We start from the raw sequence: 25,678 nt of genomic DNA, 5'->3' as shown, positions 1-25,678 counted from the left end.
CGGACTGTCTCCAACCCCTTGTCCATGTCCTCTTGCGTTACTCTCAGAATATGATACAAACCCGCACATCATTCTTTAAATATTCTGAAGAGAGGACTTCCCTTGTCTATGGAATCCTCTCTTGTAGCGGCGGGACCAAGCTTTCTAAATTTATAGTATTTCAGAGAGAGCCATCAATTCCATTCCAGCTTCTCCGGGTCGGTGATCGGGGATTGGCAGGCATAATTTTCACAAATATAAGCGGTGGCCTTCCCATCAATAGAGACCTTGTCCTGCACCAGCGGAATCCACTCGCGCACTTGCTCGCCTTTTTCTCCCTCTGGAACTAAGATGGATATCGCGTTGGGAGAATAGCGGGTTTGCACTGCGCGAAGCATCCGTCGGGTATCTTCGCCATCGGGATTACCGGCAATAACGATTTCCTTGCCGGGGCCGAACGCGAAATCTACGGCGGACACAAACAGCGAATAGCCTGCCGGATATTGTTCCACCGTTCCGGTGAACGCGCGAAGCTGCTCATCCGCTTTTTGTGACAGCTCCTCGCGGGACGTATATTTCGCCAGCTTGAGCAAATTCATCGCTGAGACGGAATTTCCCGATGGAATGGCTCCATCGTAAATTTCCTTAGGGCGGGTAAACAGCTGCTCGCCATCGCTTCCATAGAAGAAGAAGCCGCCCTTCTCTGCATCCCAGAACAGCCGAAGCATGTCTTCGTTGAGCTGAACCGCCTTCTGCAAATAAGCCAGATCGAAGGTGGCTTCGTACAATTCGATCAATCCCCAGACGAGGAAGGCGTAGTCGTCGATATAGCCGGGGTAGGCGGCCTCACCATCGCGGTAGCGGGCCAACAGCCGACCGTCCTCCCGGACCAGACGGGACAGGATGAAGTTCACCGCCCGTTCAGCCGCCTTCGCATATTCCGGATTCTGCAGCGCCTTGGCTCCTTTGGCCAGCGCCGCAATCATCAGCCCGTTCCAGGATGTCAGGATTTTGTCATCCTTGTGCGGATGAATCCGGCCTTCCCGGTGGTCGAACAAACGCTGTCGGGCCATCTCGATACGCTGCTCCAGTTCCTCCGGCGGAATTTGCTGCAGCCGACGGAAGGAATCGCGGCTCATTCCAAGCAAATTCGGGATGCTGTTCCCTTCAAAATTCCCCTTGTCCGTAATATCGAATACTTCGCAAAACAGCGTTCCCTCCTCTTCTCCGAGAACCTGCTTGACTTCATCCGGCGTCCAGACATAAAATTTGCCCTCAACTCCTTCGGAATCGGCATCTTCTGCACAGTAGAACGCCCCATCCGGGTCGGTCATGTCTCTTAGAATATAAGTGAAGATTTCCTCTGCGACATCGGAATAGAAGGAATTATCCGTCACTTGATAGGCTTCCAAAAAGGTCATCGCCAGTAGCGCGTTATCGTACAGCATTTTCTCGAAATGCGGCACCAGCCACTGCTCGTCCGTCGAATAACGGGCAAACCCATATCCTATATGATCATACAGACCTCCTCTGTACATCGCGTCCAAAGTTTTCTCCACCATCTGCAAAGCTTGCTCATGGCCTGTCCGGTGATAGTACCGGAGCAGCAGAGATAAATTATGGGATGTCGGAAATTTCGGGGCACCGCCGAAGCCTCCGTATTCGGAATCGAACGTTTCCCTATAAATGTGAAAAGCCTGCTCCACTAACCGTTCACTAACTTCCCCTTGAGCATCCGGAAGCATCCGGCTTTGCACCGCTTCCACAACCTGATCGCCGATCTCTGTAATTTTTTCCCGGTCCTCTTGCCACTTCTCGGCAATTTGCCCCAGAATCTCGATCAATCCCGGTCTCCCGTACTTCCGGTGCTTCGGGTAATACGTTCCTGCGAAGAAAGGCTTCTTCTCCGGGGTCATCACGATCGTCAGCGGCCAGCCCCCCTCCCCTGTCATAGCCTGACAGATGGTCATGTACAGATGATCCACATCCGGCCTTTCCTCCCGATCCACTTTAATTGAAACAAAATGTTCATTTAAAACCTTAGCAACCTCTTCATCCTCAAAAGATTCACGCTCCATCACATGGCACCAATGGCATGTTGAATAACCGATCGACAGGAAAACAGCCTTATTTTCTCGTTTGGCCTTTACAAAAGCTTCGTCCGACCAAGGAAACCAGTCTACGGGATTGTGAGCATGTTGTAATAAGTAAGGGGACTTTTCTTTTATCAAACGGTTTGGCCTGTGCCCTTCTTTTAAATCCATATAAGTATCTCTTCTCCTTAGTAATAGTTTATGTTAATTTTACCCATTTGGAAACAAAAAAGACACTAACAAAATGTTAGAGTCCCTTAGATTCATCATTTAATGCATTAACATTGAGAGATATTATCGCTTTCTTGTATTTTCTCTATAATTTCACTGACACAATGTTCTATATCCTTATTGGAACAATCAACATATTTATCACTATACTTAATGTACAAAGGAACTCTTTCCTCGTAAACGTCTTTAAGACTATTTCCTTTCTTTATTACAATGCCTCTGGTTGTAATATTTGTTAGTCTCCTTTGGATTTCTTCATAGGGGACATGTAAATAAATAATCTGTCCCCCCTGTTTAAGGGCAGTCATAGCTTTTTCCGAATAGATAACACTTCCACCTGTAGATATAATGCAATTTACAAGTTGTAATTCGGACACCATTTTTTCTTCGACTTCCATAAATTTTTCGATACCATCATGATCAATTATATCTTGTAACAACCTGCCTTCCTGTTGCTGTATAACAATATCTGTATCCACATAATCCATCCCCAGAGCTTTTGCAAGCAATATACCTAAAGTGCTTTTGCCAGCTCCAGACATCCCTACAAGCACTATATTCATGTTCTTCCTCACTTTTGTTAAAACAATTTTAATCATTTACATAATATTACAAGCATTTATTAATTCTGTAAATTATAGTGCAATCAAACTTGATCACGTTAGACCTTATATTTATATAAGTTGGTGATATAATTGTGACATGGAACCTAAAACTTATACTAATGATCTGAATGTTGCCGATTTCACTCTGGTGATCGAAGACCTGACGAGGATACTTATTCGGTTGCCGTCCATTGAAAAACTAAGCTTCACTACGCTTTCCGTCCTGCACACCTTGTCCCGCAAGAGCCCCATGCGGCTTACAGAGTTGACAGCTAATGAGCAAGTTACGCAGTCGGCCATTACACAGTTGGTGACACGGCTCGAACGGGACGGGCTCGTCGAGCGCAGATCCGATCCGAACGATGGCCGTGTGGTTCTAGTGCATATAACCGAAGCGGGCGCTAATGTAATTGACTCGCGCCGTTTGGATCGCATGGCGCAGCTCTCGAAAATCATGGAAGGACTCACTCTGGAGGAAAAGCAGGCCATTGCACGCGCCATACCCGCATTGAGGCGTCTGGTCGAATTGGGAAACGATTCGTAGTCACAGTCCGACTACATTTCCGTTATTCATACCCGGATGACGAACGAAACAAACTAATACAAGGAAGTGAACAAAGAAAATTTGATCGCCAGCACAGTAACATCGATTTAGAATTTAAATGGACTGGATAGGTCGCTGTTTTGGCATGGAATCTCCGTATACCCCAGGATCAAAGCTGCAGTGCAACTTGGAGAAAAATATTACCAATTTATATTAAAAACTTATATAAGTTTGTGATATAATTTCACCATTCCGCTGTGACAAGACAGATTCGTTAAGTGCCGAAGCAGTTAGTAATTCCATTAGTACAAGGAGGAAGACTTATGACATCAGCGTCATTCGCACTTGAACCCAGTCCGATTTACGTATCAGATGAGCTGCTTGCTGATCTTCATAATCGTCTAATGTCCACTAGATGGCCTCTCGATGCCGGTAATGATGACAGGTCTTACGGCGTTAGTCGGAACTATCTTGAAGGACTTGTCGACTACTGGATTAACAAGTTTGACTGGCGCAAATCCGAGAAGGCGATCAACGCCTACGAACACTATCAAGTAAATGTGGACGGAGTTTCTGTCCACTTTATGCGCAAAGCAGGCAAGGGACCCAACCCCATCCCATTAATCCTGTCCCATGGCTGGCCTTGGACATTCTGGCATTGGTCCAAGGTCATCGATCCGCTAGCGGACCCTGGCGCATTCGGGGGAGATCCGGCTGATGCCTTCGACGTCATCGTGCCCTCACTGCCTGGCTTCGGATTTTCTACACCACTTACAAACCACCCGGATATGAACTTTTGGAAAATAGCCGATCTCTGGCATACACTTATGACCGATACACTCGGCTATGATAAATACGCAGCAGGTGGATGCGATGTAGGCGCTCTCGTGACCGGTCAACTGGGACACAAATATAGTGACGAGCTTTACGCCATTCATATCGGCTCTGCTCTAAAGCTGAGCTTTTTTAACGGGGATCGCGCCTGGGATTTTGCCGGAGGCCGTCCTCTTCCCGACAATATCCCCGAGAGTATCCGGTCGAAGATTTTGGAGCTTGATCGTCGCTTTGCATCGCATCTCGCCGTACTAGTGGGTTGAGGATTTGCGCCGAACTTTCCGCGGACGCCGGTGAGGACCAGGGTCAGGTTTTCAACTGAATCGTGCAGGAATATTCTGCTTACTCATTCCAACTTATATCGAAAGTATAAAAAGCCGCATTTAAGCGGCTTTTTGTACACCTGTATAGAAAATTGACCAGTTAGTTATGTCAGAATAAATGGGGCTATTCCTCCCTCCCATCCATGGCACACTAATTAACCCTACATCTCCCCTGGATAAACGGTTCCTTTTACTCCAATAAAACATAGGCATAGATGCTAAATGGTCGCAATTAGAATAAAGACTGGCTAATACCACCACGTTGGCTTTCTACTCGCACAGTCTACTCGCAGTTTACTCGCAGCTTGGGATGGATTTCATACAGTTAGTTTGCTCTGTTTGAGGTTAAAAACGAGATCTAAATGGAAAACCTCCATCTATTTTGGGAAAAAAGAGGGATATTCGCAAAAATCCGCCTTTTTAAATGCAGTTTTTCCATCTAGTCTAGTCCATTTACGCCATTTTCTTCCATTTATCTACATAAAATACAGCTAGATCGATTCTCTTGCCCCATTCGCTTCCACTTACCTACACAAAATACAGTTAGACGTTACCCTTCCCCTGGGCGAAAAAAAGTAAGGTCCCTGATCTCTTCGCGCTCCAGTCCCTGCAAGATTTCAAGCTGATTTTCGCCCTGAGAAAGTGGAGTTATATTCTGTATGTGGTTAAAAAGACTTCCGTCTTACAGTATTAATCTCTATTATAAGTTTTCGGGGTCAAAAGATCAGCAGACTTTTTCCACTCTTGTCCCGTTTGTTCAGAGAACAGTCCTACTTCTATGTCTTGCAGAAGTTTTTGGAAGCAGTCTTCTATTTTAATTTCAAAATAAATCGGATATGATGTCACAAAACAGCTGTCTCTTTTGTTATAAAGGGTGTTGAAGGGGCCCCGGCAACAGAAAGGAGCGCATATGGATCGAGAAGCGGATGGAACCTCATTATCCCATGCGGATATTGAGCTTATCGTCAGACAAATGAAAGAAGGACAAAGTGAACAATTCCGTTTATTGGTAAATCATTACCAGGTTCGGCTGGATATTTATTGCTATCACATGCTCGGCAATCGGCAAGAAGCAGAGGATGCGGTGCAGGAAGTATTGATTAAATGCTATCAGCACATCGGGAAGTATAACCGCAGCATTTCTTTCACCGCCTGGCTATACAAAATTGCCTACAATCATTGTATTAATGTGCTTAAAAAGCGAAGTTCCTGGTTCAAGGTTCTAAGATTGTATCGGCTGCAGCAACTCCATACCCAGTTCGAGACAGATTATAACGATGTTGTTGGAGAAATGCTCGGTCGGCTGTCATCGGAAGAAAGAAACCTTATTTTGTTAAGGGCAATCGATGAACGAAGTTTTGACGAAATCGGTCAAATTATAGGTTGTAAGGCCGCAACTGCACGCAAAAAATACGAACGAATCAAAAAGAAGTTAAAACCGCTTTGGTCAGAGATGGAGGGGCTAATCCATGAAGGGTTATGATTCTTGCGAGGAAACCGTCGAAATTCGCCGGCTAAAAAGCTTGATAAACACAGAATATTACCCGAGAAGGGACTATTCAGATAAGATAATGAAGCAAATTGAGCAATTGGGGAGCTCACAGCATGCCCCCCGTAAGGCTCCGATACTATCCGTAAAAAGGGTTGCGGTTGTCATCGGCATCATTTTGCTGACGAGCGGCTTTACTTATGCGGCAAAGGAATGGCTCAATTTACGGGATAAAGCGGGTAATACAGTGATGGAGATCAAGCAAACGGAGCTTTCCATTCCTGCTGAACAAACACGGGTGTTGGCGGAAGTGAAGGCTAATCTGGCACCGGGTGAATCAGCCGTTGTCTATTTTGGCAGCAAAGAAGAGGTGCAGCAAGGGACTACGGACCAAATTTTGTGGACGCAAGCGCCAGTGAAATACGAGGACTGGAATTCGTTCAAAACCGCGCTTAGAGGACCACTTGCCAATAGCCGTCTTTCCATAGATGTACCGGATGGCTACGAATTTCAGGGCGCCGAAATTTATTTGAACTATTTGCCCAGTGATGGGGATGGGAACAGCTTTATTTTTGCCCAAATGCCCGATGGTTTGGAATATGCCTATTCCACGCGGCAGCCAGTCGGCCAGATCACCTCTGCCTCCTTAACCTATAGGAATGGCGAACAGGATATATGCTATAATGTATCCTATTCTGAGAAGAATACGGTCACCCGTTTCTTCGACATGGAGCCATCAAAGGATGCCATTGTCAACGTGAATGGAACAGAAGCCTATTACTACAGTTCCGATTCTGAAGCCGGACTGCTCTGGGTAGATAACGGAGAGTCGGTTTCAATGGAATACATGATTACTGGCACTGCAGCAACTAAACAGCAGCTCATCGAATTTGCCAAGAGAGCGATTCCTGCTGAGTAAAGGGATCCGATCCGGGACATCGTCCCGGATCGCCTATATCCTGCCTGACTTATAAGACAACCGTTGTTCCTCTCCGTCTTGAAGCAAGGGGATGGATCATTCACAACAGGGGAATTGGAGGTAGAAACCACTGAGACCTATGAGAAAATGGATTAATCCAGAAAACGTAATCGTGCTTGCAGGCGCGATCCTTGCCGCTATATTGTTACTATCCCGGCCTTTTGTGGGGGTTGCCGATAACGGTGATTTTCTGCGGATATTAAATACAGTAGGGCTGAATTATTACGATCCGTTTGAATCGTATGAGGAACGTTTTTTTGCCTACAGTCATTCACGCTTTGCCTATGATACTCCCTTCTCCGGTTTTTATCCGTCGTCCCAAATTATCTTTCTGCTCCTTCTCAGGCTAATCTCGCAAATAGTTCACCCTGGCTTTTTCGACATTAGGCTGCTGGGTGTCTTTTATGCATTACTTTTGCTGACGGCGCTCTGGCTTCTAGTGCGTCATAACGGACGCGGTTCCCTTGTTGTTGGACTTCTGCTGGGAGTCGCTGTCCTGTTTGTATTTTTTGATATCGGTTATCTTGCCTATTTCAATTCCCTATTCGGCGAACCCGTTTCCATGATCAGTATGCTGCTAGTTTTTGCGCTCGGGCTCACGCTGCTCAATCAAGATCATCCAACCAGACGAGTCCTTGTGCTGTTGTTTGTTGCCATCTTCTTTTTGGTCAATGCCAAAGTCCAAAATGCGCCGATCGGAGTGTTATTCTCCCTCATCTTCTTGCGCTTTGCCTTTATACGCCACGATAAGAGGTGGAAGTGGCTTGCCTTCGGCCTATCGGCGGCTCTGCTGCTGAATTCGGTTGTTCTCTATGTAACTGCGCCGAAAGAATTGAAGCATATTAATTTGTATCAGACATTCTTTTTTGGAGTGCTCTACAATTCGCCCGATGTGAAGTCCGATCTTGAAGAGTTGGGACTGCCACAGCGGCTGGAGGTGCTGGCGGGTACCAACTATTTTGAATCCGGAACGGCGATTCCACAGACCGATCCTTCGCTTGGGCCCGATTTCTACGACCGTGTTTCGCATATGGACGTGCTGCTCTTCTATTTAAGACATCCCGATCGGCTTATAAAGAATATGGAATATGCAGCAGAGAATAGTTTCTCCATTCGGCCTTATTATCTCGGAAACTACGAAAAAAGTGAGGGAAAGCCGCCGAACGCCTTGTCTTTCACCTACAGCGGCTGGAGTGAATTCAAGAACAATCATCTTCCGCATACGATAGGGTTCCTCGCCTTTTTCTATCTTGTATACTACGGCGGAGCTGTTTACGAATGGCTGCGAAGCAAGGACAGGAGAAGCAAAGTCCAAGTTGAATGGTTAATGCTGCAGGGGCTGATTGGGATCTTCGCGTTTATGGTGCCGATTGTTGGAGACGGCCGGGCGGATATAGGGAAGCACCTGTTTTTGTTCAACGTCAGCTTTGACATGATGGTTATTGCCATGTTTGTTTGGATCGCACATAAATCCGTATGGCTTGTTGCCCGCAAGCAAAGTAGTTAGAACTGGCGATTGCCCGCGCTGCAACCGCATCAGGCAGCTGCAGCGCGGCAAGCCAGGCTCTTCCGGGCACCCAGGGTGACGGAGAGGCAGAACTACTGCCGACTCTATCTTTTTAATGTGACATATGATTATTTCCCTCCGGCGTCCGTCAAAGTGTCTGCCATTTCGCGATAGCCGCAGCTTGTTGCATGCTGCAGAGGCGTCATTCCACTCTTATCGGCCAGATTCACATCGGCCCCGTGCTCGATCAACAGATTCACGATCTTCTGATGATCAGAAATTGCTTTGTTGTTCAAGCGAACTCCGTCGCCAAGCGAGGCGTGCTCACCGTCTCATCGCATAAAACTGACGGTGGAGTTGGTGAACTTGCTCCGCGAGCTCCGGAACAGGGCCGTCTATTGTAGTATCGCGAATAACATCCTGGATCGGAAGATTACGAACGCGCGATGCAGCAACCCCCATTTCATTCAGCCATTGCACCAGCTGTTCGGAGGAACTTGCATAAACGATCCGACCCAATCCAACCCAGCCGTGGGCCGCAGCGCACATAGGGCAATGTTCGCCCGAGGTATAGACTGTCGCCTTGGCTCTTTCTTCAGCGGTCATGTTCCCGGCTGCCCAACGCGCCAATGCAAATTCCGGATGTTGGGTATGATCGCCGCCGGCAACATGGTTGTGATCTTCCGCAAGCACGTCTCCGCTCGCTGAGACAAGGATTGAACCGAATGGCTCGTCGCCGCTCTCCAGAGCAGCCCTTGCAAGTTCAATACAGCGTCGCAGATGCTTCAAATCTGTTTCATTTATCATCATTTAACCCTCCTGCATCTATTTCTTTTTACAAATATGCTAACACGAAATTAACCAAACGAAAAATATATATAAAATAAGATTTACTTAGGTTTTACATATATAGAGAAGGGCTTTTGATGGACGTTAGGCCATTTATGTACTTACTATTTCCAATAATTTGATCGTTAATATTTTAGAAGTGACGAAAGCAGGAAAAGCCTTGTATCCCTTTGCCTAAGGTGGCTTATAAAATTCAGCACGGCATAACGGGCATGCTATACATGCTCACAATAGATCGGGTTCTGCCGAGATCTCTGTCCCAATTGCAACAACATACGCCATAATGCTAAGAGAGCCCGGTCCAATCACCGGGCTTCGAGCAGTTTAAACCGATTGCTCTATTAGTTTTGCAGCATGGGAAGCAGCGCCCGGATCTCGTCCTCGCTCCATTGGCGAAGGTTATAGTCTGCAATTTCGAACGGTTCCGCATACTGAATGCCGGCGCTCTTGTCCTTGCCGTACCAGCGTTCCAATGCCGGAATCATCTCTTCGGACACATTGAAGAATTGTCCCCAGTATTTGAGAATAAACGCTCTTCTCAGCTCCCAGCCTTCCGGCACAAGATGATCCATTCTTTGCTGCCATGGAGCCAGCTCATAAAACTGCGATGCATGGGCGTCGCAACCCAGCAGCTTCTTTTCCAGCACTGAAGCAATGTCGATGGCAATATCCGCCTTGTAGATACTGCGGGCCGAGAAGTCCGGCATCAGCAGAAACAGCGGCTGCTTTCCGAAAGATGAAGCTCCGCTAGCTACATAATCTGCGGCTTCGCGCACGATTCTTCCGGCATTGCGATTGTCGAAATGACCGCCGCCATTCCCGTGGAAGGTAATGACGATGTCCGTCCCCCATTCGCGGATATGCTCGATCACTTTATCCCGATTCTCGGGGCTGGGCACAAGCCAGCCATCCGAAATATCCCAGATGGTATACTCTTGAACGCCAAGCCGCTCGGCGGCTGCAAGCGCTTCTTGGTGTCTGCGTTTCGCAAGTTCAGGACCTTTGTAATCATAGTGGCCGATATCGCCGTTCGTCAGCGTCAAAAACTTTACCCGGTGTCCAAGCTCGGCAAATAAGGCGGCCGTACCGCCGGCATATTCCTCAGGCTCATCCGGGTGAGCAGCAATGACTAATATGTTCAGTATGTTTGTCATATGAAACCTCCTCCATCGTTCATTATGAGATTATTGCAATTACACATGAAGCGTTTTAAAGCGTTGCTATATGCCAACTGCGGATGTATACACTCGCTCCAGTGGCCGGAGACTTCTTCCATAAATAACGACTTCCGGCAATCATTCATTGCTTATCAGGAATCTCCTTCGCAAACCGCTTCTCCATTTTTATTGATGACATCATCATTGCCCTCGAATCCGACTGCGCAGGCGTCTTTAGCTTCTCTTCATGCCCTCAATCCCAAATCCCTGAGCACGCCGGCCAAATGAGTTGTCGCTTGCCGCAGGCGCTGATCGCGCTGCGCTGCATAAGGAGGAAGCTCGTATTCCTGCGGATCGGGCAATTGTCCTGACGCGATTCGCTGCTGGCATTGCCAAGCGTATTTCATCAATTGGGCCATCTCTTCGACAGTCAGGTCGGGATGGCTATCTCTCCATTCCTTTACGTACAGATCTAAATCCATCAGACCTTTGTGATCTTCAATTTGAACATGCAGATCCGGCTGATGAGGGGCAAGGATCGAGAAAATTTCGCGGAAATCTATAAATCCCTCGCCCGCAGGCTTCACCTGACGAACCAGCCCCGTCTCTGAGAAATACAACATGCAGTCCTTGGCATGCATCTGGTGCACATAAGGAGCCGTCCGACGGGCGACGCTTACAGGGTCTTCCGCGCGGGAAACTACATTCGCCGTATCGAACGCCACGCCTAGCACATCATCCCCAACCTCTTCTATCAGACGTAGAATTTCAAATGACGTTATCTCCTCATGCGTTTCAATATTTATGCGCGTTCCCGTATCTCTGAGGGCTGGTGCCAGAGACTTCAGGAAGTTGGCCGTAGCCCGCAATTGCTCCTCCCAGGTCACGTCTGTCCGAAAACGATCGTACACATGATAGCCTGTATGATGTCCTTTCCAGCCGGCCGTCACCCCGATCAGTTCCTTTGAGCCCATGAATGCGGCAGCCTCCAGCATCTTTTCAACGGCACGCTTGTAGTCTCCGCCGCCAATGGCCCACGCTTCCGGTGCTTCACTCGTGTTGAAAGGATTGACGCGCCCGATTCCGAAATCCATGTAAAGGCCCAGATCCCGTGCACAATCGACCGCTGCTTTTAATTCGTTTCGATCGAGCTGCATGGAGACGCATATCGGCAGCTTGTAATAAACGCCATCGAAGCCTGATTCCTTTGCCTTCTCCAATGCTTTCTCCACAGGCAATTCCTCCTGCAAAAATCCATGATGCATATCGATCCCAAGCTTCACGACTCACCCACCACCTTTTTTTACAATTATTGGTGTTCCTGATTACTTATTCTTTGACAGAGCCAAGCATGATTCCTTGGATAATATTATTTTTACATTAGCGGATACAACGAGAGCTTGCGCAGTGGGCAGCTAAAACCCAACTCTTGTTCAAACCATATTTTCCTCTTACCGTTACAGCAGGGATTGGCGGCATCTGTGACGATATCTCCATGATCCCCCATTCCTTTTTCCCCTTGTACAATTATGCTAACATGGGAATAACTATATGGAAAATATTAAAAAAATAAATTTCACTTAATTTTTTGATATAGTGAAAAAGGAGTGCTCCCGACGATGGATATCAGACAACTGCGATATTTTATCGCGATTGTGGAGGAAAGGAAAATTTCAGCTGCTGCCAAAAGACTCCATCTCTCCCAACCGCCATTAAGTCAACAATTAAAAGCAATGGAAGAGGAGCTCGGCTCCAAATTAGTGGAGAGAAGCGGAAAACATTTAGAAGTAACGGAAGCAGGAAAAGCCTTGTATAAATATGCTTTGCAAATGAATCAGTTAATGGAAGAAGCCAAAATGGAAGTTAAGGAAGTTGGAAATGGAGTGAACGGCAGATTATCGATAGGCGTTAATACATTTTCGGTGGCCGAGTTGCCCGAAATTCTTCATCGATTTCAGAAACAATACCCTAAGGTGACGTATAAAATTCAGCAAAATGAGTCCGCTCATCTTTGTAAATTAGTGAAAGACCGGACAATCGAGCTGGCGATCATTCGATTGCCGCTTGAGTTGGATGATTTTACAGTTCTTCACCTTTATACCGAACCTTTATACTTGGTTACCTCCAATAAACAGAAACTGTTCGGCCATGAAGTGTCTCTTGCGGACATTCAAGACCATCCGCTCATTTTGCCGAGTACTCAGGGATTAGGAGTGCATTATTTGATTTCGGAGGCATTTTCCCGTTTCCATCTGCATCCCAACATTGTAGGCGAATGTTCCGACATTACGCTTTTGATGGATTTAATTTCATCTGGCTTTTGCGGGTCGATCGTTCCAGAAACGATGCTCAAACGGCATAAAGGGTATTCTATCCATGCTCACAAAATATCCGGTTCTGCCGAGATGTCTGCCCCAGTCGGATTAATATGGCTGAAGAATCATTGCTTATCCAAAGTTGCACAAAACTTTGTCGATTTATTCATAGAAGAAGGAAGCCACAGGCAACAATACACGTCATAACGCCAAGAGAGCTCGGTCAATCACCGGGCTCCAGCAGCTTGAACCGATGGCCTCGCTAGTTTTGCAGCATGGGAAGCAGGGCCCGGATCTCATGATTTTCGGCTTGCTTATCTTTTTTTATTTTGCTATGATAGCTGACGAACGTTCGTTAAAGTTGAGGTGATATTATGAAAAGCAATGATATTAAGGACGCTGCTTTAAAGTATTTTACAATCCATGGTTATGAAGGAGCTTCTCTTGCCCAAATCGCTGAAGAGGTCGGCATGAAAAAGCAATCTATTTACGCCCATTTTAAAGGGAAGGATGATCTCTTTCTGCAAGTGTTACGTGATGCGAAAGAGACCGAGCTATCTTCAAAACTTCAATATTTCAGTACACTTGATTCGCGAAATCCCGAAAAAGATTTATACGGATTTTTACAATTGATCATCGATCTTTTTCAAAAAAATGAGCAGTTAAAGTTTTGGCTGCGTATGTCCTTTTTTCCGCCGGCCCACCTTGTCAACGCCATCGAAAAGGAAGTCATCGAGATCGAAGAGAAGGTGCAGGAGGAATTGGAAAGCCAATTTCAGGATTGGATCGATGCTAAAGCCATCTTCGGAGATGCAGCCAAAATACCGACCCTCGCCTTCTTGGGAGTAGTCGATTCCATCATGCTGGAGCTTGTATACGGCGGCAATGATGAAAGACGGCTGAAGGATAAATTGGAAGCCTCTTGGGCCGTATTCTGGAGAGGGATTTCAGACCCATGATCTTATAGAGAGAGAAAGTGTTGACACATGAAAAAAACAATAAAAGAACAAAAAGCGGTACTAATCATTCTTCTAAGCAATATATTCATTGCCTTTCTAGGGATTGGCCTCGTCATCCCGGTCATGCCGTCTTTTATGAATATTATGCATTTACCGGGAAAGACGATGGGCTATCTTGTTGCCGTATTTGCGGTGGCACAACTGTTGATGTCGCCGTTCGCGGGACGTTGGGTGGACCTATACGGCAGAAAGAAAATGATCACCTTAGGGCTGGTCCTTTTTGGCCTCTCGGAACTTATTTTTGGGTTGGGAACGAATGTTTCGATGCTTTATCTATCCAGGGTTCTGGGGGGAATTAGCGCCGCCTTCATAATGCCGGCTGTTACTGCATATGTTGCGGATATTACATCCATCCAGGAGCGGCCCAAAGCGATGGGCTATATTTCTGCCGCGATCAGCACCGGCTTTATTATAGGACCTGGAATCGGCGGATTTCTCGCTGAGTATGGCATACGCGTGCCCTTCTTCTTTGCGGCCGCCATTGCCTTTGTAGCCTGCATTTCATCTATATTTATTTTAAAAGAGCCGCTAACCAAGGAGCAGCTTGCAGAAATTTCCGCCCTTACCAAGCGTACAAGCTTTATAAAAGATTTAAGAAGATCGCTCAACCCGCGTTACCTTATTGCATTTATCATTGTATTCGTACTCGCTTTCGGTTTATCAGCCTACGAAACGGTTTTTAGCCTATTTTCCGATCATAAATTCGGCTTCACGCCCAAAGACATTGCAGTCATTATTACGATCAGCTCCATCTTCGGCGTTGTGGTACAAATCTTTATGTTTGGAAGAATGGTTGATGTTTTGGGTGAAAAGAAATTGATCCAATTATGTTTAATTACAAGCGCCATATTGGCGGTGGCGTCTACCGTGATCTCCAGCTTTTTGGCAGTTCTGGCGGTAACCTGCTTTATCTTCCTTGCGTTTGACTTGCTTCGTCCGGCGTTGACGACATTTTTATCCAAGACTGCCGGCAAAGAACAAGGATTTGTGGCCGGAATGAACTCAACGTATACGAGCTTAGGGAATATCGCCGGTCCAGCGATGAGTGGAGTGTTATTTGACCTAAATATCCATTATCCTTATCTTTCCGCTGCCGTCATTTTGGTCATTGGCCTCGGTATTACAGTGATGTGGAAGGAAAAGCCGTTAGGAGAAAGCTTGTCTGAATAATTTACAACAGCTTGGGACGCCGTATGGAACCATCATATTCCTTCGGCGTCCTGCAAATTGCAGAAGATCTGTTCCTTTAATCTGGCTTGTGGATCCGGGTATATTACGTGCAGGGCCTTGTTAATAATTCAGCAAAAAGAAGGTTAGCGGTCACGTTCCCACTAACCCTCGCTCATTCCTCACAGGACAGCCTCGATCAAGAATGTTAGAAAACGTTCCTTATTTGATGATGGTATCCGTAGAGCTGTCATTGGCGGCGGAAGCTTCGTTGTCAAAATAGGAAGTATCGACAATCCTGGCATAGATATAAGGGTTTAAATTGGGGCTTTGCACATGGATTTTGATTTTTTCCAAACCTTCTACATTAAAGATCAGCTGCTCCACATCGTCTTCCGGGCTGATGACATGCTTTTCGAGAACAGTGTCGGCTGTGTTGCCAACCATATCCCCCGCATTATAAAGGGAAAATTCCACCTTTTCTTCACCCGGGCTTATGACAGCCGCATTTAAGACGAGCCGTTTGTATTTGCGGTCGAGTGTAAAATAAATGTCCCCATATTGGTCGATCTTCAACACTTCAGAGTACTGCTTCTCTTTGACCAACGTTTCCTTCCGATCCTTGGAGCGCGTCACGTAGATGTTGTCAATCTCCATCGGAGCCGCAAAAATCGGCAGCTTTGCCCCGAGCTTTTCTCCAATGTAAATCGTCTGAGTATCGCCATCGTAATCGACCGCTATTTTCAACGCTTCCGCTATGGCGCGAACCGGCAAATAGTTGTTTCCGTTATAATAAATCGCCGTCAACGGCTGTCCTTCCTCGTTCCTGGGCTGCCATAGCTCCCCTTTCAGTACAAATGACACGCCCCGGTTAAAAAAAGCGTTGATCGGTTCCAGGTTAACCGCCGCATATGCGGATCCGAACGAGCTCGCAATAATAACAGCGGCCAGAAGCGCGATCTTCATCATTTTTAACTTCCTAACGTTCTTCTTCAAATGTATCCACCCTTCCACAATAGAATGTACAACTTCATAGATCCATTCTAGTGAAGGGAGCGCTTCAAAAGCGTTTCACCTCATTTCTTGTCCAGCATGTTCAAGATCGCCGTCACCGCTTCCGCTCTGGTTGACTTGGCATTCGGCTCCATACGGTTGTTACGCATGAAATCGGCGATGCCGGATTGCCTCGCAAGAGCGGCGGCGGCTTTCGCCCAGGCAGGGATGTCGGCATCGTCGGCAAAGCCGGTTTGCTCCTGTTCCTCAGCAGCCTGGCCGGATGCTCTGACGACCATAGCGATCATTTCTGCGTGTGTAATATTCGCATCAGGCTGGAACGTGCCATCCGGATAGCCGTTGACAATTCCAAGCTGAACGGCCTGCGAGACCGCCTTTACCGCCCATTCTCCAATATGGTTCCGATCGGCAAAAGTAAGCCCCGCTCCTTCCGCTTCCGGCTTCATCCCGTTCATCAGCAGGACGCAAAATTCAGCGCGGGTAATGTCGCCATCCGGCCGGAACGTCCCGTCCGGATAACCGTTCGCGATATATAGTCCGGCAGCTTTGACGATGTTGGCCTGCGCCCAATGCTCCTCAATATCGGAGAAGGGCAGTGCCGGTACGGGAGTTGGCAACGGTGCCGGCCTTGGGGCTGGAGTAACCGTGACGACGCATTCGGCGATGAATCCTCCGTCTTCGGCAATCGCGGTAATTTTTGCCGTACCCGGTGCGACCCCGATAACGTTCCCCATACTGTCCACCGCCGCAACCGAATTGTCGCTGCTCTCCCATTTCACCCGTTTATTTGTTGCTTCCTCGGGATTCACCGTTGCCGTCACCTTATCGCCGCTCCCCTCTTGAAGATTCAGCATACTTTTGTTCAAGCTGATGCTGCTTGCGGCGACGGTGCCGAGCGCGTGCAAGGAGGAATAAGAGGCAGCATAGACAGTGCCATCGGTTCCGATTACGTGGTTGGTTCTACCGATTCCGGACGCAGCGAATTCCCATTTTACGTTCCCATCAGCACCTACCGCGTACAGCGCTTTATCGGTTCCGGCATAGATGGTGCCATCGGCTCCGATTAGCGGGTTCGTACGTACAGTATCTCCGGTATTCAGCCTCCATTTGACCGTTCCGTCCGGATTGAAGGCAAGAAGCTCCGCTGCCGTCCCGATATAGACGGCACCGTCTGCTCCGACGGCTGGAGAGGTGCGCGGGAAAGAGTAGCCCTCGAAGCTCCATTTCAGGCTTCCATCTGGGGCTAAAGCGTATAGACCATGGCGATAGGATGTCGCATAAATCGTACCGTCGGCCGCAACCGCAGGTGCGCCATAAATGGTTCTGTCCACAGAAAAGGTCCATTTTCTTGCACCCTTAGGCGTGAAGGCATACAGAACCCCGTTGGTGTCTCCGACATAGACCGTCCCGTCTTTCCCGATTCCCGGAGAACCGGGAACCCCGCCGGTAGCGATTTCCCACTTTTTCACCCCATCCGATTCAATCGCATACAGCTTCCTTTCGTTGGCACCGCCGATGATGACCACCCCGTTCGCATCGATAGCCGGAGATGAATAAGGGCTGTCAAAATATATTTTGACCTCGGGTCCTCCTCTGGTGAATTCCCACAGCTTATTCCCGCTTGCATCGAATGCATAAATCTCGTTGCTTATATTAGGGTCAGCCGCCACATAGATCATCTCTTCAGGCCCAACGGCAAGTCGGTTCGGCGAATCGCTCAATCCGATTTCCCACTTCACCGTTCCGTCCGCCTCAATCGCATACAGCTTTTTATTTTCCGTTCCCAAGTAAATCGTCCCGCCCGTCCCGATGACGGGCCCGGCAGATACCGTGCCATTCAATTTACGTTCCCATCTAACCTTCCCTTTGGGATACCCTTGAGCGATTGGAATGTATTTGATAATATCGTTCAGTTTGAAGTCCAACCCCTTGTTCAGATCCAGCTCCGCCCCATTGAAATCCGACGGCGGCTCCGCTGCAGCCAAGGCGGGCGGCAGAACAGACAGCGTTATGGCAGCCGTCAGGAAAATTGCCATTATGTTGCGTTTTTTAGAATGCATAAAAAATCCCTCCTTCGGATTCATTTTAAAGGAGGGGACGCTTCAAAAACGCTTCAATTGGCCAGGTTAATCAAGTATCGATCGATTTCAGCGAAAACTTGCGCAGAGAGCCTCTTATTTTGCGCAGCCTCGGACAAGCTCGGCATCGGGCGCGGTGCTATGGCGGCTATTTCCTCATCAGTCAGCTCGCATAAGCGCACGAAATATTCTTCCTTGCCCGAATTCCGGTAAAGTACTTCATTCAATAGAAGAGCGGCCGTTCGATGCTCCGCCGATTCCGGGTTCAGCTTCCACAGGGCATAGCCAATCGCAGCCTGTTCCTGTTGGCGGGGGGCTTGTTGCTGTAACGCTTGCAGGTTCTCCGCTGCTTCAGCCGGATGGAGCAGGCCTAAATCTGCCTTGACATGCAACAAATGCACCAGGATCCTGTAATGCATGTCTCTCCGCTTGAGCCGGCTTGCGATCTCCAACGACGCTTCCGCTGCTTTCAGCGCGTCTTCGTATTGATGTTGGCGCTGTCTCAGCAGGCTCAAGTAATAAAGGGCATCGCATTCGAAAAAGGGAATGTGCAATTGTGTGCAGAGCCGAATCGAGCGATCGATCCATAAGCCGGCTTCCTCGTACCGCTCTTGTATGAACAAGTTGTAACCTTCGATACCGAGCATGATGGCCGCAATGCGCCAATCCTTGACAATAACGGATTCCTCCAGGCAGAAGGAGAAGCATTCCGCCGCTTGCTCGCAGCATCCGCACAACAAATAATATCTTCCCAGCATCCCAAGCGCGAAGGCAAAACCGATCCGATCGCCGATGGAGTGGCTGATTTCCATTTTTTCAATAATGTGATCGAATGCCCGATCCATTTGATCCATGTCCATATAGACGAGCCCCAATAAACCCATCGCTTGCCCAACGAAGGGCTTGTTTTGACAGGCCATGGCGAGCTTGGCTTTTTTCTTCAGCCAATGAATAGCTTGGTCGTACTCGCATTGGTCATAGAGCAAGGCGCCTATAATACCGAAAAACCGGCAATCCTCCCGCATGCGATTCCCCGAAGCGGGCAATTTCATTCTCTCCGTCAAAAAATGAATAGCCAGATCAAAATTGCCTGTGTAATAATGCAAAAGGCCAAGAGTTCCGTAACCGATGCTGAGTCCGTCCTCATCGTCCATCAGTTCAAAATAACGCAGCGCCCGTTCCACATAATGCCGTGCTTCTTCGTATTTTCCCAGAATGCGCAGACAATTGCCGAGGGCAACCTCGCAGAAGGAACGTTCTCCAAGCGAAACGTGAGATCCGGTTCGTTCAAGCCAGTGCCTGTAGATATTCTCCGCTTCGTTCGGATCGCCCGACATGATCAAGGCTTCGCCCAATTTCATCAAAATCGCCAAGGATCGTTCGGAAGGCAGGAGGGTGCAAAGCTTCCGGTAATACTTGATCGTCGTTTCATGTGCGAACAGCTTCTCCGCCGCTGCCGCGGCCATCTCATAGTAAGGAATGGCTTCCTGCTCCAAGCCGGCAAGCTCGAAATGAAAAGAGATTTCCGCAGCAATCGCCTCGTGCTGCCGATGGGCGGCGATTAACGCGCACGCGATTTGCTTGTGGAGCTGGCGGCGCCTGTTGAAGCTCATCGATTTGTAAGCGTTTTCCCTAATGATGTCGTGGGTGAAATCATACGACCCGCTTCCGTGTTCCTGAACCACCTTCCTCCTTGCCAGCTGCTCCATTCTTTCGAGAACCGTTTCTTCCGTCGCATTTATGACGACTGCCATAAATTCAATGGACACCGGTCTTCCGACAGCGGCTATAGCCGTTACAAGCTGTTGATGTTCTTTGGAAAGCCTGCTTAACCGGCCTTCGAGGATGGTGACCGCCAACGGCGCAAGGCGAAAATCGCGCTTCTCGGTGCCTGTCTGCCATTCCCGCAAGGTCTCCACAATAAATAACGGATTGCCAGTCGTTTCCTCATACAGAACGGACGAATGACGGTTGGCAAGCGCCTCTCCGACTGTCGCGGCCATGAGTTGTCTCGTATCTTCTTTGCTGATGGGTGCGAGTTCGATTTCCACCAGTTTCCGTTCGATTCGAAGTCCGGACAAAAAATGCCCGATAGCATCATGGACGTAATCGTCTGTTCTCATCGTCGCAATCAGGAGCGCTCTTACCCCGGAATCGGTTCTAAGCAAATAAGAAACGAATTGCAGCGTTTCTCTGTCACACCATTGTATATCGTCAAGAAGTAACAGCAGCGGCTGCTTCGCCATCAGCATCCGTTCAATCGACTCATACCATCTGTTAAACTGCCAGTTTTCCTGAACGGGGGCCGGCTCGGGCAATTCCGGATAACGTTCGCGCAATTCCGGCAGCAAGCGGGTTAATTCCGACAGCCATACCGGATTTAACTGCGGTACGGGAAGGCTTCTGAGCCAGGCTATGACCGGATTATATGACAGCGAACCTGAGAATGGATAGCAGCTCGCGGCAGCGGTCTGGCTCCCTTGGCTGCCCGCCCATTCTTTAAATTCATGGGCCAGTCTTGTTTTGCCGATCCCTGCTTCTCCCCGCAAGACGATCATCGCCCCCGTACCCGACATGGCCCGCTTCCAAACGCCGAGCATCGTTTCCCACTCGATGATTCTTCCGAAAAACGGCGTTTGGCTATTGATGCCGGACGAATGATCGTCATTTTGCTGCATGAGCCTTTGAAGCAGCAGCCGCGTCTCTTCCGCCGGATTTATGCCAAACTCCTCTTGCAGAACGGTTCGCAAACGCTCGTAAGTTTGTGCGACGCCTGCCATATTTTTGTTCGCTGCATACAATCGCATCAAAGCGCGATAAGTTTCTTCTTTTAAATTATCTTGAGCAAGCAGCTTGTTGGCAAAAAATATCGCTGGCGAATACTCTCTTTGACCTTCCAAAATCGAAATTAACCTTTCAAGCACCTGCAAATACGTCTGCGCCAATCGCTCACGTTGTGCATAGAGCCAATCCGCGTACAATCCGGGCAGCAATTCTCCCTGGTACAACGCTTCCGCCTTCCGAAGTTCGAAGAGGGTTTGGCCTTGTGCCGCCAGCTCAAATTCACGCACATCCGAATAGCAAGGCCGTTCATGATTCCATTGCATATAGGAAGGGGTTATCTTAACATACCGATCAATTTGGGGAACGCACGCCCTAAGATCATGAATAAGCTTCCGCAAATTGGAGAGGGACTGTTTCTCGGTAGAATCAGGCCAGAAATCAAACGCGATCTGCCTCCTGCTTCGCGGCATACCGTAAGCCAGCAGCAAATAGGCCAGCAGCAGCCTGATCTTGCCGCCGGGAATTTCTGCGACGGCCCCGTCTTCGAAGCATAGTTTCCAACCGCCAAATAACTGAAAGCTGCAACCGGCCAAAGTAACCGCCCCCCAGTCCATACCGGACGTGGTTATGAATTGTTTTCCATCCGTTAACTTTATCATAATCCATGCCTTCAACCTGTCAATATATAAAATCACCAAGGCTTGGCACTTGTCCCTGCAGCGCTTCAACTGGTCAAGATATCCCGCCGCTTCTCGCGTCTCCACATCCCCACAAAAAAGAGCCGCCGAAGCGACTCTTTCCGATTGACCCCAAAAGGTAGTGCCCAGGCGGCTGACGGGATGATCAGTCCGGCGGTAAACCGGGGTTAGTTTTGTGAATTCTCGGTGTCCTGGCCTGCATCCAGTAAAGCGGCATTAATTCCGTTCAGGAACGCTATTGCGCTGGCCTTAATGATATCCGTGTCCATAGCGCGTCCGGAGTAGATTTTGCCTTGATATTCGATACGGATGTTGACCCGGCCGACGGCTTCCTTTCCTCGGGACAGGCTGTTTATTTTGTAATCCTTCAGCTGCACCTCCAGCCCCGTCAATGTCTTGAGGACGCTGTACAGGGCATCGATCGGACCGTCGCCAACCGCGCTGCCTTTGAAAGTCTCGGAGCCCTTCTTCAATTTGGCGGTTGCGGTAGGGTACAGATCGTTGGTCACCACTTGAAAGGACTCCAGCTCATACAGATGGCTTCTGTTTTCATCCAGAGTGCGGTGATGGGTCACCAGGTAAAACACGTCGTGATCATAGACTTCTTTCTTGGCATCGGCCAGGGTAAGAAATTTGGCGAACAGCAGCTCGAAGTCCTCGGCATCGCTCGTGTCAAAGCCCATTTTCTCTACGGCATTTTTGAAGGCATGGCGTCCGGAACGGGCCGTCAGAATCAATTCCATACTTTCCGCTCCGACCTCTTCGGGCGACATGATTTCATAGACCTGCCGATCCTTCAGCAGCCCATCCTGATGAATGCCGGAGGAATGTGCAAAAGCGTTCTCGCCCGTAATCGCTTTGTTCACCTGCACATCGAGTCCTGTCAAATGGGTCAGCAGTCTGGACGTTCTGAGAAGCTCTTTCGTCTGAATTTGGGTGGAGCAACGATAATGGTTTTCCCTCACCTTGAGCCCCATGACAACCTCTTCCAAAGAAGTGTTGCCTGCCCGTTCACCCAAGCCGTTGATGGTGCATTCGACTTTGTCAGCTCCGTTATAGATCGCACTGAGCGTATTGGCTGTCGCCAATCCCAGGTCGTTGTGGCAATGAACGCTCAGAATCACCTTATCGTTCAAATTCTTTAATCGCTCGTTAATTTTGTGGATCAGATCGCCGAATTCCTCCGGGACGGCATAGCCCACCGTATCGGGGACGTTAATAATGGTGGCCCCGGCTTTGACTACAGCTTCGATCGTTTTCCACAAATATTCAAATTCCGATCTCGATGCATCCTCCGTGGAGTACTGCACTTCGGGCAGTAAAGTTTTGGCATACTTGACCGCATCGACCCCCATCTGCAACACGGCATCTTTAGAACGGTTAAACTTTTTGTCCAAATGGATGTTCGAGGTGCCCAGCACGATATGAATGAACGGATTCTGCGCAAGCCTGATACTCTCGTACACGGCGTCAATATCGGTCTTGACCGCCCGTGCCAGAGCGGTAATCGATACGGTGTCGCCGACGGTTCGGACAATTTCCCGGACCGCTTCAAAATCACCGGTGGACGAAGCCGGAAAACCTGCTTCAATGATATCTACATTAAGCCGCTTCAATTGCTGAGCGAACTCGACTTTTTGATGCACATTCAGTTTGGCGCCCGGCACTTGTTCACCATCACGCAATGTCGTGTCCAGAACAATAATATTACGGTTCATCTCTATTTCCTCCTAAACCATTTGGGAATATCTATATGTCAAGCGGGGTTGATTAAACCCGGACTTTAATCAACACAAAAACCCCGTCTCTACGTATAGAGACGAGGTTAACCCGCGGTACCACTCTAATTCATTTCCTGTGAAATGATCTCATTCGATGGCGATCACCATCTATCCCTGTAACGGGGGAAGTCCGTCTTACCCTACATTATCGGGCAGCTGTTCATAGACGAGTTCAAAGTGATCGACGCTGCCGTTTTGCACCAACCAACGGCTCTCTGAAAGGTCATTTCACCTCTACTATTTCTAATCGCAACATTTAGATTCTTAAGTTAGTGGTTATTATAGGATATTCGATTTTCTTTGTCAATTGTTCGGGCAAAAAAAATTATGCCTCTTTGCTAACATTCAACTGCCGATATGCGATAGCAGCCAGTACCGCCCCGATAAGGGGAGCCGCAATAAATACCCATACATCCGTTAAAGCTTTTCCTCCCATCAAGATGGCCGGTCCGAAGCTTCTCGCTGGATTAACGGACGTGCCGGTAAGGCCGATGCCCAGAATGTGAACAAGCACCAGCGACAAGCCGATAACAAGCCCCGCTACATGGCTGTTGGCGGAATCAGAGGTGACACCCAGAATGGCGTAAATGAAGATGAAAGTCAATACGATTTCCACAATAAAGGCCATTGTAGCGTTTATTCCTATTCCGTATCCTGCGCCGAATCCGTTCTGCCCTAAGCCGGTGACGGACTGGCCTGTTGAACGGATAATCGCGTATAGCAGCGCCGAACCTGTTACGGCGCCGGCTGTCTGAGCAATCACATAACCAATGAATTCCCTTCCCGGCATTTTCCGGCGTATGTACATCGCCAGCGAAACCGCCGGATTAATATGGCATCCGGAATCTCTTTCCTCCTCCCCTTGTAAACTTGAACCTAACTTAGAATACAAGGGCAGCCTAAACAAAAAATGAACAGCTCCAGGTCACATTGAATCCTATAAGTTTAGCTGGGGGAGATCAAGTTGCATTTCAACAAGGTCCAAACCCGGAGCAAAACCATCCGTGCAAACCCGCTTTGCAACGAACCCGAAACGTTCAAAAAAGCCGCGGCTGTACTGCGACGTATCAATGGTCACGATGGAAAATTGCGGTTCCGCCGCGATTCGCTTCAATCGCTCGGCAAGAAGCTGCTGACCCAGCCCGCAGCGATGAAGGTCGCGACGGACCATCCCCCAGCAGAGAACAGCAGCCGTGCGGTCTTCTTTATTGACCGCGTAGCCGCCGCAAGCGACAATCGCGCCTTTCTCATCCTCCATGACGAAATACGGCCCCTTCAAATCATCCAGATACGAAATAAAATCTTTGCGTTCCTCAGATGCAAAATATTTTGGTACATTACTCTCAAACAGAGTCAGACATGCTTCCCGATCTTCAAGCCGGTAAGGCCGTACATGATTTTGTCCGCGTTGTTTCGAAATGTTCATAATCTTTATCTCCCTCTATATGAAAAGATCGGATAAATCAATCGTTCAACTCCCACGCCGGGTTCCAGACCACTTCCCATAAATGACCATCGGGATCCTGGAAGTGTCCGGAATATCCTCCCCAAAATGTATCATGCGCGGGGTCCGTAATGATGGCTCCTGCTTTTCGGGCTTGTTCCATAATTTTATCTACTTCTACCTTGCTGCCTACGTTATGGCCGATGGTCATTTCGGTAGAACTCGGCGATGTCAGAGGGACCTTGGCCTCATGAGCGAGATCGCGCCGATTCCATATCGCCAGTTTAACACCTGCCTGCAGGTCGAAGAAAGCGACCGCTCCATGTTCAAACTCCCTGCCCACTATCCCCTGTGTAGGCAAGCCCAAACCATCCCGATAGAATATTAATGATCTTTCCAAATCGTCCACACCCAAGGTGAGTACAGAAATACGAGGTTTCATCATTCATTTTCCTCCTTCTATCGCTTATTAATATTTTCAAGTAGAGGATCTCATATTTAGGTCTGCAACAATTGTAACCAAGATACCTATCTCTTCGCTCTTTTATCATTCTGCACAATTCATAGCCGCTTCCATCCGGAAGCGATAAAACAAACATAAAGCGAATTGATCTATGTCTTCAGCCAACACCTTTTTGGCCGATGCGACATCATGGCAAAGAACAGTACCTGTTGCAGCGAATATTCCAGACCGGAGGCGATCGTTTTATCATTTTATAACAAACGGATACCGTTTTGATAATACAATTCAAATGAAATTTTCTCGCGGCAGAAGATTCAAATGAAGG

At 48.3% G+C, this 25,678-nt stretch carries 21 protein-coding genes, 1 pseudogene and 1 other annotated feature; of the genes and pseudogenes, 8 read left to right on the top strand and 14 right to left on the bottom strand.

Going from position 1 to position 25,678, the window contains the following annotated elements:
- Positions 1-173 precede the first annotated feature (173 nt).
- Together KJS69_RS08760 and KJS69_RS08755 are read right to left on the bottom strand one after the other, a co-directional pair.
- Positions 174-2,243 (bottom strand): thioredoxin domain-containing protein, encoded by a 2,070-nt coding sequence (locus tag KJS69_RS08760; RefSeq protein WP_213583346.1) that lies wholly within the window; start codon positions 2,241-2,243, stop codon positions 174-176.
- Positions 2,244-2,350: 107 nt separating this feature from the next.
- Positions 2,351-2,866, bottom strand: a complete 516-nt coding sequence (locus KJS69_RS08755; protein ID WP_213583345.1) for a shikimate kinase — start codon at positions 2,864-2,866, stop codon at positions 2,351-2,353.
- 139 nt (positions 2,867-3,005) lie between these two features.
- On the opposite strand from KJS69_RS08755, the gene KJS69_RS08750 reads away from it, so the two are divergent.
- From KJS69_RS08750 to wsfD, 5 genes are all read left to right on the top strand, one after another.
- Positions 3,006-3,452 carry a MarR family winged helix-turn-helix transcriptional regulator gene (locus KJS69_RS08750; protein ID WP_213583344.1) on the top strand — a complete coding sequence of 149 codons (447 nt, stop codon included), beginning with the start codon at positions 3,006-3,008 and terminating at the stop codon, positions 3,450-3,452.
- Positions 3,453-3,775: 323 nt separating this feature from the next.
- Entirely contained in the window at positions 3,776-4,549 is a 774-nt protein-coding gene (locus KJS69_RS08745; protein ID WP_249730436.1) for an epoxide hydrolase family protein, read from the top strand.
- A gap of 970 nt (positions 4,550-5,519) precedes the next feature.
- A complete protein-coding gene (locus KJS69_RS08740; protein WP_213583343.1) occupies positions 5,520-6,092 on the top strand; it encodes an RNA polymerase sigma factor in 573 nt (190 codons plus the stop codon).
- Positions 6,079-7,017: a DUF4367 domain-containing protein gene (locus KJS69_RS08735; protein WP_213583342.1), complete on the top strand. Its 939-nt coding sequence runs from the start codon at positions 6,079-6,081 to the stop codon at positions 7,015-7,017. Before KJS69_RS08740 ends, KJS69_RS08735 begins: the two co-directional genes overlap by 14 nt.
- A 139-nt stretch (positions 7,018-7,156) precedes the next feature.
- Positions 7,157-8,584, top strand: a complete 1,428-nt coding sequence (wsfD, locus tag KJS69_RS08730) for a glycan biosynthesis hexose transferase WsfD (RefSeq protein WP_213583341.1) — start codon at positions 7,157-7,159, stop codon at positions 8,582-8,584.
- A gap of 128 nt (positions 8,585-8,712) precedes the next feature.
- Here wsfD and KJS69_RS08725 read toward each other — a convergent pair whose 3' ends face one another.
- The 4 genes from KJS69_RS08725 to KJS69_RS08710 all read right to left on the bottom strand — a co-directional run bounded on the left by KJS69_RS08725 (position 8,713) and on the right by KJS69_RS08710 (position 11,873).
- A complete protein-coding gene (locus tag KJS69_RS08725; protein ID WP_213583340.1) occupies positions 8,713-8,880 on the bottom strand; it encodes an ankyrin repeat domain-containing protein in 168 nt (55 codons plus the stop codon).
- 28 nt (positions 8,881-8,908) lie between these two features.
- A complete protein-coding gene (locus tag KJS69_RS08720; protein ID WP_213583625.1) occupies positions 8,909-9,391 on the bottom strand; it encodes a nucleoside deaminase in 483 nt (160 codons plus the stop codon).
- A gap of 383 nt (positions 9,392-9,774) precedes the next feature.
- The gene (locus KJS69_RS08715) at positions 9,775-10,587 is read right to left on the bottom strand and encodes a PIG-L deacetylase family protein (RefSeq protein WP_213583339.1); all 813 of its coding nucleotides are present in this window, start codon (positions 10,585-10,587) and stop codon (positions 9,775-9,777) included.
- A gap of 248 nt (positions 10,588-10,835) precedes the next feature.
- Entirely contained in the window at positions 10,836-11,873 is a 1,038-nt protein-coding gene (locus KJS69_RS08710; protein ID WP_213583338.1) for a sugar phosphate isomerase/epimerase family protein, read from the bottom strand.
- A gap of 336 nt (positions 11,874-12,209) precedes the next feature.
- Here KJS69_RS08710 and KJS69_RS08705 point away from each other — a divergent pair, with 336 nt between their 5' ends.
- The 3 genes from KJS69_RS08705 to KJS69_RS08695 all read left to right on the top strand — a co-directional run bounded on the left by KJS69_RS08705 (position 12,210) and on the right by KJS69_RS08695 (position 15,094).
- Entirely contained in the window at positions 12,210-13,112 is a 903-nt protein-coding gene (locus KJS69_RS08705) for a LysR family transcriptional regulator (protein WP_213583337.1), read from the top strand.
- Positions 13,113-13,279: 167 nt separating this feature from the next.
- Entirely contained in the window at positions 13,280-13,864 is a 585-nt protein-coding gene (locus KJS69_RS08700) for a TetR/AcrR family transcriptional regulator (RefSeq protein WP_213583336.1), read from the top strand.
- Between the two features lie 27 nt (positions 13,865-13,891).
- The gene (locus tag KJS69_RS08695; RefSeq protein WP_213583335.1) at positions 13,892-15,094 is read left to right on the top strand and encodes an MFS transporter; all 1,203 of its coding nucleotides are present in this window, start codon (positions 13,892-13,894) and stop codon (positions 15,092-15,094) included.
- A gap of 219 nt (positions 15,095-15,313) precedes the next feature.
- Here the strand turns inward: KJS69_RS08695 and KJS69_RS08690 are convergent, their stop codons facing one another.
- The 8 genes and pseudogenes from KJS69_RS08690 to KJS69_RS29635 form a co-directional block, all read right to left on the bottom strand.
- Entirely contained in the window at positions 15,314-16,087 is a 774-nt protein-coding gene (locus tag KJS69_RS08690; protein WP_213583334.1) for a stalk domain-containing protein, read from the bottom strand.
- Positions 16,088-16,167: 80 nt separating this feature from the next.
- Positions 16,168-18,165, bottom strand: coding sequence for an S-layer homology domain-containing protein (locus KJS69_RS08685; protein ID WP_213583333.1), 1,998 nt, complete (start codon positions 18,163-18,165; stop codon positions 16,168-16,170).
- 53 nt (positions 18,166-18,218) lie between these two features.
- Positions 18,219-21,626 (bottom strand): ATP-binding protein, encoded by a 3,408-nt coding sequence (locus KJS69_RS08680; RefSeq protein WP_213583332.1) that lies wholly within the window; start codon positions 21,624-21,626, stop codon positions 18,219-18,221.
- A 206-nt stretch (positions 21,627-21,832) separates the two neighbouring features.
- Entirely contained in the window at positions 21,833-23,383 is a 1,551-nt protein-coding gene (locus KJS69_RS08675) for a 2-isopropylmalate synthase (RefSeq protein WP_213583331.1), read from the bottom strand.
- A 94-nt stretch (positions 23,384-23,477) separates the two neighbouring features.
- Positions 23,478-23,706, bottom strand: a binding site (T-box leader).
- A 65-nt stretch (positions 23,707-23,771) separates the two neighbouring features.
- Positions 23,772-24,353, bottom strand: coding sequence for an MIP/aquaporin family protein (locus KJS69_RS08670; protein ID WP_213583330.1), 582 nt, complete (start codon positions 24,351-24,353; stop codon positions 23,772-23,774).
- Between the two features lie 30 nt (positions 24,354-24,383).
- Positions 24,384-24,872 carry a GNAT family N-acetyltransferase gene (locus tag KJS69_RS08665; RefSeq protein ID WP_213583329.1) on the bottom strand — a complete coding sequence of 163 codons (489 nt, stop codon included), beginning with the start codon at positions 24,870-24,872 and terminating at the stop codon, positions 24,384-24,386.
- A gap of 37 nt (positions 24,873-24,909) precedes the next feature.
- The gene (locus KJS69_RS08660) at positions 24,910-25,332 is read right to left on the bottom strand and encodes a VOC family protein (RefSeq protein WP_213583624.1); all 423 of its coding nucleotides are present in this window, start codon (positions 25,330-25,332) and stop codon (positions 24,910-24,912) included.
- Between the two features lie 88 nt (positions 25,333-25,420).
- Positions 25,421-25,592, bottom strand: a pseudogene (locus KJS69_RS29635) (response regulator); the annotation flags it as partial.
- Positions 25,593-25,678: the final 86 nt, after the last annotated feature.

Source organism: Paenibacillus sp. J2TS4 (genome assembly GCF_018403245.1).
Taxonomy (GTDB): domain Bacteria; phylum Bacillota; class Bacilli; order Paenibacillales; family NBRC-103111; genus Paenibacillus_L.
The sequence above is the reverse complement of the archived record's forward strand: the minus strand, read 5'-3'. Positions and strand labels throughout refer to the sequence as shown.